This is a genomic window from Nostoc sp. (assembly GCF_036917315.1).
In the GTDB taxonomy this organism is placed as follows: domain Bacteria; phylum Cyanobacteriota; class Cyanobacteriia; order Cyanobacteriales; family Nostocaceae; genus Nostoc.
This window is the reverse complement of sequence record NZ_JBALDR010000013.1, coordinates 419,069-432,764: the sequence shown is the minus strand read 5'-3', so window position 1 is coordinate 432,764 and position 13,696 is coordinate 419,069. Positions and strand designations below refer to the sequence as shown.

At 41.5% G+C, this 13,696-nt stretch carries 9 protein-coding genes; 3 read left to right on the top strand and 6 right to left on the bottom strand.

Going from position 1 to position 13,696, the window contains the following annotated elements:
• Nucleotides 1-287 precede the first annotated feature (287 nt).
• Nucleotides 288-839, top strand: a complete 552-nt coding sequence (locus tag V7K84_RS08210) for a L,D-transpeptidase (protein ID WP_334837304.1) — start codon at nt 288-290, stop codon at nt 837-839.
• A 114-nt stretch (nt 840-953) separates the two neighbouring features.
• Here V7K84_RS08210 and V7K84_RS08205 read toward each other — a convergent pair whose 3' ends face one another.
• The 5 genes from V7K84_RS08205 to V7K84_RS08185 all read right to left on the bottom strand — a co-directional run bounded on the left by V7K84_RS08205 (nt 954) and on the right by V7K84_RS08185 (nt 11,541).
• Nucleotides 954-2,183: a glycosyltransferase family 4 protein gene (locus tag V7K84_RS08205; protein ID WP_334837303.1), complete on the bottom strand. Its 1,230-nt coding sequence runs from the start codon at nt 2,181-2,183 to the stop codon at nt 954-956.
• A 25-nt stretch (nt 2,184-2,208) separates the two neighbouring features.
• Complete coding sequence (locus V7K84_RS08200; RefSeq protein ID WP_334837302.1) at nt 2,209-3,741, bottom strand: hybrid sensor histidine kinase/response regulator; 1,533 nt, start codon at nt 3,739-3,741, stop codon at nt 2,209-2,211.
• On the bottom strand, nt 3,741-9,707 hold the full coding sequence (locus V7K84_RS08195; protein WP_334837301.1) for a hybrid sensor histidine kinase/response regulator: 5,967 nt from the start codon (nt 9,705-9,707) through the stop codon (nt 3,741-3,743). Before V7K84_RS08195 ends, V7K84_RS08200 begins: the two co-directional genes overlap by 1 nt.
• 368 nt (nt 9,708-10,075) lie before the next feature.
• Nucleotides 10,076-10,708: a response regulator transcription factor gene (locus V7K84_RS08190; RefSeq protein WP_334837300.1), complete on the bottom strand. Its 633-nt coding sequence runs from the start codon at nt 10,706-10,708 to the stop codon at nt 10,076-10,078.
• Nucleotides 10,705-11,541 carry a S1C family serine protease gene (locus tag V7K84_RS08185; RefSeq protein WP_334837299.1) on the bottom strand — a complete coding sequence of 279 codons (837 nt, stop codon included), beginning with the start codon at nt 11,539-11,541 and terminating at the stop codon, nt 10,705-10,707. Before V7K84_RS08185 ends, V7K84_RS08190 begins: the two co-directional genes overlap by 4 nt.
• A gap of 56 nt (nt 11,542-11,597) precedes the next feature.
• On the opposite strand from V7K84_RS08185, the gene V7K84_RS08180 reads away from it, so the two are divergent.
• On the top strand, nt 11,598-11,861 hold the full coding sequence (locus V7K84_RS08180; RefSeq protein ID WP_334837298.1) for a hypothetical protein: 264 nt from the start codon (nt 11,598-11,600) through the stop codon (nt 11,859-11,861).
• On the opposite strand, the gene V7K84_RS08175 is transcribed toward V7K84_RS08180, so the two are convergent.
• Complete coding sequence (locus tag V7K84_RS08175) at nt 11,829-12,731, bottom strand: S1C family serine protease (protein WP_334837297.1); 903 nt, start codon at nt 12,729-12,731, stop codon at nt 11,829-11,831. The two genes, V7K84_RS08180 and V7K84_RS08175, sit on opposite strands and share 33 nt — an antisense overlap.
• A gap of 313 nt (nt 12,732-13,044) precedes the next feature.
• Between V7K84_RS08175 and V7K84_RS08170 the strand changes: the two genes are divergently transcribed.
• Nucleotides 13,045-13,563 (top strand): pentapeptide repeat-containing protein, encoded by a 519-nt coding sequence (locus tag V7K84_RS08170; RefSeq protein ID WP_334837296.1) that lies wholly within the window; start codon nt 13,045-13,047, stop codon nt 13,561-13,563.
• The last annotated feature ends 133 nt before the right edge of the window (nt 13,564-13,696 follow it).

Below are 13,696 nucleotides of genomic sequence, written 5' to 3'. Positions count from 1 at the left end.
TGTTAAAGCTTGCTTCCTCTACTTAGATGATTTCAAATCATGACTGTTATCAACAGTAAATGCAGTAGAAAAGATGAGATTTCCTATCAATTGATTCAATTTCTACTGCAACTACTTTTGACAATTTTATTTTACTTTCCTCACAAAATTACATATCTAATGCTTATACTATTCTGTTCATCAGAATGATTCGTCAAATAACTACAGAGTATAATAAGCTCAAAAATTAAATAATTGATAATTAACTTGGTACTAAAATATTGATAAACAAAATTTAAAATTTGAAAATGTTCAAGCAATTAAATAAGTTAGTTATTTTTATTTGTGCATCTGGATTAAATTTTAATCCGGCTATGTCTTTAGCTTCTGAACTAAGAGTTCCTTCTCATACTTCAACCAAAAATTTAGTCTCTCAAGGGGCTAATATTAATAATAATTTAATTATTCAACCTCTTCACCTAGAGATCAGCCTTCGCAACCGTCGAGTAACTCTATATCGAGGAAAAAACCGAATTAAAAGTTATCCCATAGCAGTAGGTCGCCAAGACTGGGAAACCCCAATTGGTAATTTTCGAGTGCGTACAATGTTAGAAAACCCTACTTGGATAAACCCTTTTACAGGTAAAGCTATCCCAGGAGGAGACCCTGAAAACCCACTTGGCAAATACTGGATTGGATTTTGGACAAACGGTAAAAATTGGGTTGGCTTTCACGGTACCCCTAATCCTGATTCAGTAGGTAAGGCTGCCTCACACGGTTGTATTCGGATGTACAACAACGATGTTAGAGAATTATTTTATCAGGTTAATATGGGAACACCAGTTACTGTGGTGCGATAGCTGATATAAAGTTATGACGAAAGTCTTAGTCGAGGGTAGCTAGTTATTAACCCAAGTTGCGGCTTTTCATTTTAATCCAAAATCTAAAATCTCAAATTGTTCGGTCATTACAAATTACAGATTAGTATTACTTCTCGCAAGACAAACTTGTTCATAACTTTTACCAGCAATATCCCAAGTGAATTCTTTTTCTACCAGTTCTCTGCCATTGTAAGACAATTCTGAACGCAGATGTGGACGATCGAATAGTTGACTAATAGCGGTGACGTACTCTGCTGGTTTATTGGCTCGTAATGCCCGTAATGGATGACTTGCAGCATCTACAGCTAAACCCTCTAAGCCGCGATCGCTAGCTACTACAGGTATACCAGCTGCCATTGCTTCTAAAGTTTTATTTTTAATCCCAAACCCAGTCCGCATCGGTACAACGCAGATGGTGGCTCGATGTAAATATTCTGCCATCGAAGGTACACGCCCCAGCACATTAATTCCTGGTTTTTTATCAAGTGCTAAAACTTCTGCCACTGGGTGAGAACCGACAATATCGAAAGTTGTATCGGGATACAATTTTTGAATTTCTGGCAAGACTTCGTTGCTGAAAAAACAGACAGAATCAATATTTGCTAAATTATCCATTGCACCAATAAAAATTAGGCGATGTCCTCCGGGATCGGTGGTACGCTTAGGGAAAGAAACTAAATCTACGCCATTGGGAATAACTGTAATTTCACTATTGGGGTTAAATTGTTGTAGTTGAATTTTATCTTCTTGTGTTGTCGCCACAATTGCCGAAAATTTAGCGCAGTAGTTTTGCTCATAACGGCGCAAAAGTGGCAGATTAATTTTGTCTCTGAGTGAATTTTCGGAAATGCCTGTTGCCAATTGATTCTGACAGCTAGCATAAACAGAACTATGAACATTAACGATGGTTTTTAGCTGTTTCTGAAAATGTGGCTGCACATAAATCTCATTGACGCTATGTTCGCAGGTAATGACATCACATTTTCCCGCTTCCACCCAGTTATTAACCCATGTTTGCATCTCAACTGAGTAGCGGTTAAGTACACTTGGCGGTGTTCCCTGCTGCAAAAATCTCCCAAATCGCTGTATTTTCTGGAATATTCCGGTGGTTCGAGAATCTGGCGGGCGTTCAAAAATAACTAGACGATCTACACAATCGCGTAATCCTGCTACTTCTGCGTCTGTAACATCGCCCTCGCGTTGAGTTGCAAGGGTGACAGTATGGCGTTGACTTAAGTACTTGAGTAAATTAAATGTTCTAACTTGGGTTCCTCCGCGCGTTGGTGGGTAAGGAAAGGTGGAAGATAGCATTAAAATGTTCATATAAGCGTTTTCAAAAGTTTTTGGTTTAGGCAAAATAGGACGGTGCAGCCACAGTCAATTCTAAAGGGTGCGATCGCATCGGAATTTTAATCATAAATTCTGTTCCCTGACCGGGTGCTGAAAGACACTTTATTTCACCACCATGTTTGGAAACAACAATTTCCTGGCTAATCGACAAGCCTAAACCCGTACCTCTACCTACGGGTTTTGTCGTAAAGAAGGGATCAAATAGGCGATCGCGTATTTCCTCTGTTATACCTGGGCCAGTATCCCTAATCCTAATAGTCACAAATTCATTGTTAGTTACTTCAGTACAAATCCAAATCGTACTGCGGCAAAAGTAAATTTCCTGGGGCGATCGCTCTTTGTCATACTCCTCCAAAGCATCAATTGCGTTCGTCAATAGATTCATAAATACTTGGTTGAGTTGTCCTGCATAACACTCCACAAGCGGTAGATCGCCATAATCTTTAACAAGTTGAATACCTAGTTGGTTAGAACTGGCTTTAAACCGATTGTGCAAAATCAGCAGCGTGCTATCTAGCCCAGCGTGAATATCCACCGGCTTCATTTGGGCTTCATCCACGTGTGAAAAAATCCGTAACGACTGAATAATCTCGCGGATGCGGTCAGCCCCAACCTTCATCGAACTCAGCAATTTGGGTAGGTCTTCACTGAGAAATTCTAAATCTATCGCCTCAGCCAGTTGTTGAATTTCAGGTAGCGGTGAGGGAGTGTACTTAGCATAGAGGTTCAAGAGGTCGAGCAAGCCTTGGGTATATTCATAGGCGTGAGTCAAATTCCCATAGATGAAGTTGATGGGATTGTTAATTTCATGGGCGACACCCGCCACCAATTGTCCCAGACTGGACATTTTTTCACTATGAACCAGTTGGCTTTGAGTTTCTTGAAGTTGGCGAAAGGCAAGTTCTAGCCGATTGGCTTGTTCTCGATAGCGTGCTTCTGATTCTTGCAATGCTTGTTCTGTACAAATACGTTCTTGGATTTCCTGTTGCAGCAGATGATTAGATTGTTCAAGTGCAGCCGTCCTTTCTTCCACCCGTTCTTCTAACTCAGACGTGAGTTTTAAAAGGGCGTTCTCTGCCTTAGTTCGTTCTTGAATCTCCTGCTCTAGATGTACATTTTGCTCTTGCAGTCTTTTAGTCAGATTGCGGATGCTTAAATGGATTTTGACACGGGCTAAAACCTCTTCATGCTGAAGCGGCTTAGTGATATAATCCATCGCCCCAAGATTCAACCCTCTGACCTTATCCACCGTCTCAGAAAGCGCCGTCATAAAGATTACGGGGATGTCTTTAGTTGATTCTTGAGCTTTCAAATGCTGGCAAGTTTCAAACCCATCCATACCAGGCATGAGTACATCTAACAAAATTAGATCGGGGAGAGCATATTCAACCTGTTCAATTGCATCTTCGCCATCCTGCGCCACCAACACTTGGAAGCCAGAATCAGCCAAGAAATCAAATAACACTCCTAAGTTTGTCGGGTTGTCATCAACGATTAAGATAATGCCATTTTCAATGTTTGTAATACTCATTAATTTACTCCTATATTTTTTAAAATTTCACGGATTTTTTTAACTTGAAAACCTTTTGCTAATTGACGCAACTCTAAAGAAAAAGGTGCATATTTAACATCCAATTCCTCCAAGTGAGTAACTCGCTCCACAATTCCTTTGAGATCGCCTTTCATTGCTAAATTCAACAGAGTCGCAATTTCGTCTGCCGAGGGAGCTACCAATGATTGCTGAGAATTTTCTTCTTTGTTACCTTTAGATACTTGCGTTTCCCCATCTTCATAAATCCATTCCAGTTCTAAGTGATACTGTAACTTTTCTAAAAGCTCTGTTATGCGGATGGGCTTAGGTAGAAAATCATTGCAACCCGCCTCCTTACTTTTGTTGAGATCGAAATCAAAAACGCTGGCAGAAGTGCCAATCACGATTGCATTTTTTAGCTCAGGCGATCGCCGAATGCGACGGGTAGTTTCAAAGCCATTCATTTGAGGCATCAACAAATCCATTAAGATACAATCTGGATTCCATTCAAATGCCTTGTTGAGACAATCATGACCATCTGCTGCTTCCACAATTTCAAATCCTAAAGGCGATAGCATCTTAACCAAAATTGCCCGATTTTCTGCTCTGTCATCTGCCACGATAACTTTTCGCTTATAGCCTTTAAAAGTTTGGATATTTCGTTGCTCTTTTTTGACAACATCAGCATATTGAGAAACTTCAGGTAAATCTAAATCAAAGAAGAAAATGCTCCCTTTCCCTAAAGTACTTTTCACCTGGATTTCGCCACCCATCATCTGAACTAATTGGCGGGTAATTGCCAGTCCCAATCCCGTTCCTTCTGCTTTGCGATTGCAATCTCCTACCTGCTGGAACGGTAAAAATATCTCTTCTAATTGCTCTGGTGCCATGCCAATTCCTGTATCTTCCACCTGGAACCGAATTCTACCTTCCTGATAGCCGACTTTGAAAGCCACACCTCCAGTTTCAGTAAACTTAACGGCATTACCTAGTAAGTTAATCAAAGCTTGCCGCAACCGTTTTTCATCAGCCTTGACACCGATAGGAAGTTGAGTAATCTGTTCAAAAATTAAACAAATACCTTTTTGTTCGGCGCGGATACGGCAGATTTCGGCAATGCCTTCGAGAAATTCTGGAAAATGAAAATCCGTTAGGTGGAGTTCCATTTTTCTCGCTTCAATTTTAGAGAGGTCTAAAATATCATTGATCAAGTTCAAGAGGTGGTCGCCACACTGATGAATAATATTCACACCATCTTTTTGTGAATTAGTTAAACTTTTTTCACGCTTGAGGATTTGGGCGTAACCCAAAATGCCATTAAGTGGTGTTCTCAGTTCATGGCTCATGTTGGCAAGAAAATCACTTTTAGCGCGGTTGGCTGATTGGGCGATTTCTTCTGCTTTTTGCAGATGCACATTTTTTTCCTGTAACTCTAAAGTTCGCTCTTGTACTTTAGCTTCTAAGTTAGTGTTGGCTAATTTTAAATCTTTATAAAGACGAGCATTTTCAATAGAAATCGCCGCTTGAGAAGATAACAGTTGTAATACTTCTAAGCGATCTGATGTAAATGCGTCAATGGTGAGATTATTTTCTAAATAAAGGATGCCACTAAGGTTTCCTTGATGGATAAGCGGTGTACATAAAACCGATTTAGGTTGATGGGTGGCGATGTATGTATCTGTGGTAAATGTTCCTTCACGAGTTGCATTGCTGAGGACAACATTTTCTTTAGTTCGGGCTACATAGTTAATCAGTGAAATTGGTAACTGCTGACTGGTTGATACTGGAATTGCTTGTAGCACAGTTATATCATTTTTGTCTACTGCTCCTGATGCTTCTATTAGCAAGTCTCCTGATTTTTCTAAAATTAAATAGCCTGTTTGAGCGCCAGCATTTTCTAGCACAATTGTCATTAATTTAGTTAGCAAATTGCTCAAAACTATTTCTCCAGAAAGAGCTTGAGATGCTTTCATAACTGTGGCTAAATCCAGCGAGTCTGAAGCATTTTCACTCGTAGAGTTAATTATCTGAGTTACGTTCGTACTGACGCTTTCGCGCTTTGATATGCGAAATAGTTGAGGATATCTTTTTTCCAAGTCTTTGACTTTTGCCTTCGCTCCCCAACAAGCATATCCATAGTAGGCATCGTTGAGATAGGTATTGGCAACTTTTTCTCTGCCACAAGCAAAATAGAACTCTGCTGCTAGTTCCGAAGCTAGGGCTTCTTCTTGAATATATCCATGTTCTCTGGCTCCAGTTATGGCTCGATCGTAAAACGCGATCGCTTTGGCATCTTGTTGCAATACTCGCGCCTTTTCTGCTTCCACGAGATCGTATTTATGCTGATAGTTGGCAGGAGAATGCAATGCCCATTGCTTCATTTTTTTCTGCTGCGCTATCACTTGGCTGAAATATTGTTGGCGCTCGCTTTTTGATGCACTGGGATACAAAGCTAGGAGAGTCAGAGAGGAGTAGAACTTGTGTTCGGCTTTGTACATCAACCCTCGTCCACCTTGTTCGTATTTTTCTGCCAGCAAGGCATTCTCGGCAGCGCGATCGTAATTTTTAAATAAATAACCTAGAATCAGTTTAGAAACATAGATAGGATAAATAGCCATATAATTATTGCTATTTATCAGAATTGGCAACATTTTATTCTCATCAAAACTTTCGCCAATTAATCGATATGGTTCCGATGTTTTCTTAATTAGATTCAAACCTGTTTGTCGAACTATCTTAGCATAAATAATTTGAAATTCTTGTTTGGTTCTTTGCATCAAAGCAATATAATGCGCCTGTTTCTGAAGAGCTATTTCTAGATTTTCACCGATAAAAAACAAATGCGTACAATAAAAACAAGCCGAATAAGAAGCATATTCTAAATCTCCTGCTTCCAGCCCTCTTTGGACACCCTCAATTAACGGTTCTATAGTATTAATAGCTGGTTCTTTCCAATGCCTGATAAAATAATTAAATGTTTCATAGATTTTCGCCGTCATCTCCTTAGCATTAAATTGATTTAACAGCTTTAAGCCTAACTGACCAAATTGATAACCAGAATCCATGTCTTCAAAAGCGCCACATAGGAACATTCCATAAAGTACATACGTATAAGATGACATAGGAGAGTTCCCATATTTGAGGCAGAGATTGGTCATTTTAAAAACGACCTGAGGATAAAGTTCGGGAGCTGCAATATAAACCGGAGGAATCAGATTGATCAAGACTCGCAGTGCGGCTAATTTATAAACATCAGTCATTTCTGGCAACTCTGTTAAATCCTCAATCCGTTTTCCTCCTAAATTCAATCTAGTCAATCTCAGTGGAGGTTTTTCTGATAAAGGCAACCCTAGCATTTTCAGAACTTGCAGTCCGGTATTTAACGCAGCTTGCATTTGGTTTTTAGCAATATAAAACTGCATTTTTGTCTCATACACCTGGACTCGGTCGAGCAGGGTTTTTGCCCTTGCCAAAACTACATCAGAAAGCATTTCTGCTCGCTCGAAATTAGTGTTGAGAAATTCTACTGCTGCTGTTTCTACATAGAGGTTGAGTGTCATGTCATACTGACACTGCCAACTATCTGCTGCAAGTAGTTCCAAACCTACATTTAAATATTTAACAGATGATTCATACGCTGTTGCTGCTTTTGCTTTCTGTCCAGCTATAAGATTGAGTTGAGCCAGTCTATCTTTTTGAGGCTGTTGGGTGATGAATTCATCACCAACATTCAGTTGATTGACAATTTCAAAAATGTTTTCTTCAATATCCGTTTCCGAGGTATGTATTAGTAACAATTCACCGATTTTTAGGTGAGTCTGTTTTTTTTGGTCATCTGGGATGAGAGAATAAGACGCTTGCTGCACCCGGTCGTGTAAGAACTTATAGGTAATGGGTGATGGGTGATGAGTAATGGGCGATCGCCTGTTCTCAGTCTCCATTTCTTCTGAGTCGAAAACGAGCGGTGTTTTGTAGGAATTGTTGAGGGGTAGAACCAAACCTGATTGCAGAGCTTCCCACAAATCGGCTGCTGTTTCTGACTGAGATGTTTTATTAATCATCGCCAACATATCTAAAGTAAATTTGTCTCCAATACAGGCGGCAAACTTTAACGCATTCTGTGTTTTATTAGATAACTTTTGAATTTGGCTGACCATCAATTCAACGACATTATCAGTTATATTTACTCTCTGAATAAACTCAATATTCCATTGCCAAAAACCGCGCTCAAAGTCAAAGGATAGCAAGTGATCCTGATAAAGAGATTTGAGTAACTGAGTTAAGAAAAAGGGGTTGCCTTGGGTTTTGGTAAAAACTAACTCAGCTAGCGGCTTTACCTTTAAAAATTCACTACGAAGAGTATCGGCTACTAACTGGTTGACATGAGCGATATCTAAAAGCTGGAGGATAATGTTATTTACGATCGCACCAGTCTTTTGAATCTCCTCCAAGGTCTGAATCAAGGGATGAGTGGCACTTACTTCGTTATCTCGATATGCACCAATTAGCAATAGATACTGGCTATCTGGGTCGGTCATAATTAACTGGATAAGCTTCAGGGAAGCTGAATCTGCCCACTGCAAGTCATCCAGAAACAAAACTAGCGGGTGTTCGGGTTGACTAAATACATGAATGAATTGTTGAAACACCCGATTAAATCGATTTTGTGATTCTGACGAGCCTAATTGAGGAACTGCTAGCTGCGGGCCAATAATTCGTTCTAATTCGGGAATAACGTCTATAATCACTTGAGCATTGTAGCCAAGGGCATCTATTAATTTTGATTTCCAAACAGCTATTTGGTCATCGGTTTCTGTTAGCAATTGCCGCATCAAATCTTGAAATGCTTGAATTAGAGAAGCAAAAGGAATATTCCGCTTGAACTGGTCAAATTTACCGGAGATGAAATAACCCCGCTGGCGCACAATCGGTTTATGAACTTCGGAAACTAAGCACGATTTACCGATACCTGAGTAACCAGAAACTAGCATCATTTCTGTAGTACCAGAACTGACGCGATCGAATGCTTCTAACAAAGTAGCAACTTCTACTTCCCGTCCGTAGAGTTTTTGCGGGATGGAAAATTGGCTGTATGAATCTAGTTGACCGACAATAAAGTGGGAAATCTCGCCATCCGTCTGCAACTGCGTCAGACAGGTTTCTAAATCGGCTTTTAGTCCGAGAGAGCTTTGATATCTATCTTCAGCAGTTTTAGCTAACAATTTCATGACAATGTCAGAAACCGCTGAAGGAATTTTTGGATTGAACTCTTGAGGCGTTATTGGTGTTTTCGCAATATGGCAATGAACAAATTCCAGAGGATCGGCGGCATTAAAGGGCAGCGAACCTGTCAGCATTTCATAAAAGGTAACGCCTAAAGAATAGAAGTCGGTACGGTAATCAATTGACCGATTCATTCGTCCGGTTTGCTCCGGTGACATATAGGCGAGAGTGCCTTCTAATAAATTGGGATTGCTAATGCTTTGATTTTCTTTTTCTAACCGCGACGCAATACTGAAGTCGATAATTTTAACCTGCCCGGTTTTTGGGTTAATAACGATATTGTCAGGTTTAATATCTTTATGAATAATCTTGGCTTGATGCAGTTGAGTGAGAGTGGATGCTAGCTGAATGGCTATTGTGAGAAATTCGGTTAAAGATAATTGGCGATCGCTAATATACTTTTTCAGGGATTCTGCACCAAAGTCTGCCAAAATTAGGGCTAGACCGTTATGATGGTTTTCTAAAGCTAGAGACTTGACAATTCCTTCTATATCTACTAACGTCTGCGATATTTTATATTCATGTCTGAGTCGGGTTAGTTCTTCGAGGCTGGGATACTCGGCTTTCAGGGCTTTAACGATCGCAAGGCTTTTATCTAACTGCTTGGAAGCGCGATAAATAACGGTATTCACACCTTCATGCAGAGCTTCAATAAAGTTGTAACCGGGAAGGACAGGTATCATTTTTGCACGACTGAGTGGTAATGGGCAGTATCCACCACTGTCAAATAAAAGGACAACGAGGTGGCTTATTTAGCATTCCCAGCCAGCCCAAAATTTCTTTAAGGCTAAATAAAGCTCAACATTTGGAAATATACGCTTGGGTTAACCCGGATTTCTCACTACACCTCTTAAAGCCTGCGCAAGTGCCGGGGAGAAGTAAGAAGTAAGAAGTAAGAAGTTTTTACTCATTACTCATTACTCATTACTCATTACTTCTCTTCTGCTCCATCAAACGCCTTGAGAAGAGTGAGAAATGCGGGAACTGAATGCTGACTCCTGAATTCTGAATTCTGTATCGATCGCGATCTCATATTTTTAATGACTAAAGATCAAAGCATAATCAAACCCAGTCGCACACCCACAGCAACAGCCTCAGTGCGGCTAGAGACACTGAGCTTTTGAAAAATGGATGAGAGATGAAATTTGACGGTATGCTCAGAAATATGCAGGTGTTTCGCGATCGCTTTATTTCCCAATCCAGAACCAAGCATTCCTAAAACCTCTATCTCGCGTGGTGTCAAGCTTTGTACGGGATTCGTTACCACTTTTTCGCGGATAGACAGTAATTCTACAGCATCCGGGTGCAGCACCAGTAAACCAAAAGCGATCGCCTCCACAGCCGCGATAATTTCTGACTCTGTACTAGTGTTGGGCAATATCCCGCGGATACCAGAACGTAACGCCGTCTCTAAGTCGATGCTGTCGAGTTCTTCAACAATGACGATCGTTGCAAATGGATATTGCTGTTCTTGAATAACCAGCAATTTTTCCCACACCGCTTGTTGAAAATTCCCGCTCAAATCTATCAGCACCACATCCGGCTGTAATTGCCCAACTTCAATCGCCAAGACATCCAAATCGGATGCACTCCCCACAACCGTCAACCGAGGATTGGTTGTCACCACAGTTGATAACCCTGCTCGCACCACAGGGGAAGTAGCAACTACCATCACTCGGATCATGTCGCCTCCACAGCAGTTTTATCGGACTGCACGGCAACATAAATCACGAATTGCTGCCTACCCCGTAGGAGTTGTAGCGGCACAGATCCTTTACTTTCATGGAGATATTTGGTTAAGTCATTCATGCTAGTGAATAATCGCCCCGAAACTCCAATTAAAACATCGCCGATTTGTACACCAGCATTTTCTGCCGCACTGTTAGGTAAAATTGACAGCACCAATAAACCCAAGCTACGCCTACTTAAAAGCACAGGTTGCAGTGTAACTCCCAGCTGCGGACGACTATTTCCCTGTAAAAAACGCTCAACGGTGTTACTGGGAACTGCCACAGCCAAACCATTAACAATCATCGTATTAATTCCCACAACTCGTCCGAGACAGTCGGCAAGTGGCCCGCCAGAGTTTCCAGGATACAACTGCAAATCAGCCATAACTGCTCGTGGATTATTTGCATAGATAATTCCAGTTGTCACAGCGCCACTGTCAGCAAAGGGATTACCCACCGCCAAGACTAATTCACCCACTCGTAGCGCTTCAGAATTGCCGATAGTTGCAGCAGTTAAATCAGTGGCGACAATTTTCAGGGCGGCTAAATCCTGCTGCGGATCGAATTGGGTACGCACTGCATCAAATACCCTTCCATCTGCCAATTCCACAGTTGCGCGATTGCTGGTTGCCACATGGGCATTAGTGATAATTAGTCCGTCAGGTTGCCAAATTACACCAGAACCGACTCCTAGAGAGCCACTTTTTACTTTGACAGTGCGATCGCGTAATTTAGTAGCTACCTTTGTCAGTTCCGCAGCGACGTTAATTAATGTTGTGTTTGCCATGTTATACAATTTTTGAGCGTGTCAAAGTAAAATCAGTCAAACGTCCGAGCAAAAAGGTGGAAGTTTCAAGTTCAAAGCTTGAACGTTCGAGCAAAAAGGTGGAAGTTCCGAGTTCAGAGGCTCAACGTCCGAGTAAAAAGGTGGAAGTTCCGAGTTCAGAGGCTCAACGTCCGAGTAAAAAGGTGGAAGTTCCGAGTTCAGAGGCTCAACGTCCGAGCAAAAAGGTGGAAGTTCCGAGTTCAAAGGCTCAACGTTCGAGTTCCAAATTACGAATTACGAATTACAAATTACACAGGTCGTTCGCCAACTGCGATCGCTAACTCAATTAAGACTCCACCCCGGACAACTTGCACGTTGATAGTTTTACCAATGCGATCGCTACTATTGAGCAACGCCAACACATCACCTGTATCGCCCACAGTTACGCCATCGAATGTTACCAAAACATCGCCAAGCAGCACACCTGCATTGTCAGCAGGCCCCGCAGCCTCAACGTTGACAACAATTACCCCAGTTGCCGAACTTAAATTGAGAGCAGTTTTCAGGTTATTTGGTAAACGTACAGGTTGCATTCCCACACCCAAGTAGCCCTTAGAAATGCGTCCTTTTGCTACTAATTGGTCAACCACGCGATCGACTGTCGCAGTGGGAATTGTCAGAGCAGTACCACGCCGCCCCGATGTATTCATACCTACCACAAAACCAGCAGCATCTACGAGCGGCCCACCCGCAAACCCAGAGTAAAGGGTGATGTCTGGGCGGATAAATTGGTCAATATTCCCGCCATTCATACTCCGCCAAGCACCGCTAACCACACTCACTGCACCCATAGCCGCCCTTAAGTCACCTTCGCCACCTCTTGCCAGTCCCAGTACCAGATGACCAACTTTGAGCGTTTTAGCATCGCCAACTTTTGCCACAGGTATTTCTGCATTTTCTAGTTTAAAAACAGCTATATCGGTGCTAGAGTCATGACCGACGAGTGTTACTGGTGCAGTACTACCATTTGATAAGGTAATCGTGATATCGTCATAGCGCTGGAGGCACTCATCAGAGGTAACAATGATGCCATTACGCCAATGAATGCCGCTTGGGGAAACACGTGTACCCCCATTCACCGCAACCACAGCACTTCCAGCTTGTTCTACGGTGTCAGCTAAACTGTTGGACAAAGCCAGTAATGAAGACATAAGATTTTTGTGCGAACGTTTTTAGATATTCAGATCGTGCCGTTTGATCGACACAGATGGCATCGGAAAAATGGGGAGTAATTCATCCTAGAAAAATGGCTAGGATTTATATAAACTTTTGACGTTGCTGAATCAAGATATGAATAATTGGCTTTATTGGCTCTTTTATTGAACCTAATACTAGAAAATTGTTGCTTGATAGCTTTATAACCTTACAGTCAAAGTCTTTCATCACATTATTTGATAATAATCTCAGTGGCTCTAGCAACCATAAAATAGGCAGAATAACCCAACTCATTCCTAGAAATGAATTATGGATATTACTACTGAACAGTTGCTCAGAAGATATGTTGCTGGAGAAAGAAACTTTGCTGGTATTGACTTGAAGCTTGCTACTGATACAGCTGGGATAGAGTTGCTTAAAGGCGCTAATTTGAGAGGAATCAACTTGAGAGGGGCTAATCTGCACTCTGCTGATCTTAAGGGGGTGGATTTGAGTAGAGCTAATCTTACTGGCGCTAATTTGTGTAGTGCCAACTTGAGAGGTGCTAATTTGAGCGAAGCTATTCTGGTTGGTACTAACTTGAGAGGTGCTAGTCTTGGGAGTGTTAATCTGACTTGTGCTTGCTTGGAGAGCGCTAATCTCACTAGGGCAAGTTTGAGAGGTGCTAATTTGCTCAATGCTGATTTTAGTTGGGCAATTTTGATTGAGACAAACTTTGGTAGTGCCAGTAACTTGAAAATTAACTCCACTATGTTCTACGTCTTTTTCTGGAAAACCATCCTGCCTGATGGAACTATAGAAGTCGGCCCCAAATACAGTGAGCTTTAGAGGATGTTTTAAAAGTAATTTGCTGTGATTTTAGGCACTTATTGATCCCCCCTAGCCCCCCTTAAAAAGGGGGGAACCGGAATCAAAGTCCCCCTTTTTAAGGGTAGCCAGTGCGGTCTTCTCCCAAGGGGAG

What these genes read in the sequence shown, in the direction of transcription:
- V7K84_RS08210 (WP_334837304.1), top strand. Translation starts at nt 288, where the DNA reads ATGTTCAAGCAATTAAATAAGTTAGTTATTTTTATTTGTGCATCTGGA.
- V7K84_RS08205 (WP_334837303.1), bottom strand. Translation starts at nt 2,183, where the DNA reads ATGAACATTTTAATGCTATCTTCCACCTTTCCTTACCCACCAACGCGC.
- V7K84_RS08200 (WP_334837302.1), bottom strand. Translation starts at nt 3,741, where the DNA reads ATGAGTATTACAAACATTGAAAATGGCATTATCTTAATCGTTGATGAC.
- V7K84_RS08195 (WP_334837301.1), bottom strand. Translation starts at nt 9,707, where the DNA reads ATGATACCTGTCCTTCCCGGTTACAACTTTATTGAAGCTCTGCATGAA.
- V7K84_RS08190 (WP_334837300.1), bottom strand. Translation starts at nt 10,708, where the DNA reads ATGATCCGAGTGATGGTAGTTGCTACTTCCCCTGTGGTGCGAGCAGGG.
- V7K84_RS08185 (WP_334837299.1), bottom strand. Translation starts at nt 11,541, where the DNA reads ATGGCAAACACAACATTAATTAACGTCGCTGCGGAACTGACAAAGGTA.
- V7K84_RS08175 (WP_334837297.1), bottom strand. Translation starts at nt 12,731, where the DNA reads ATGTCTTCATTACTGGCTTTGTCCAACAGTTTAGCTGACACCGTAGAA.
- V7K84_RS08170 (WP_334837296.1), top strand. Translation starts at nt 13,045, where the DNA reads ATGGATATTACTACTGAACAGTTGCTCAGAAGATATGTTGCTGGAGAA.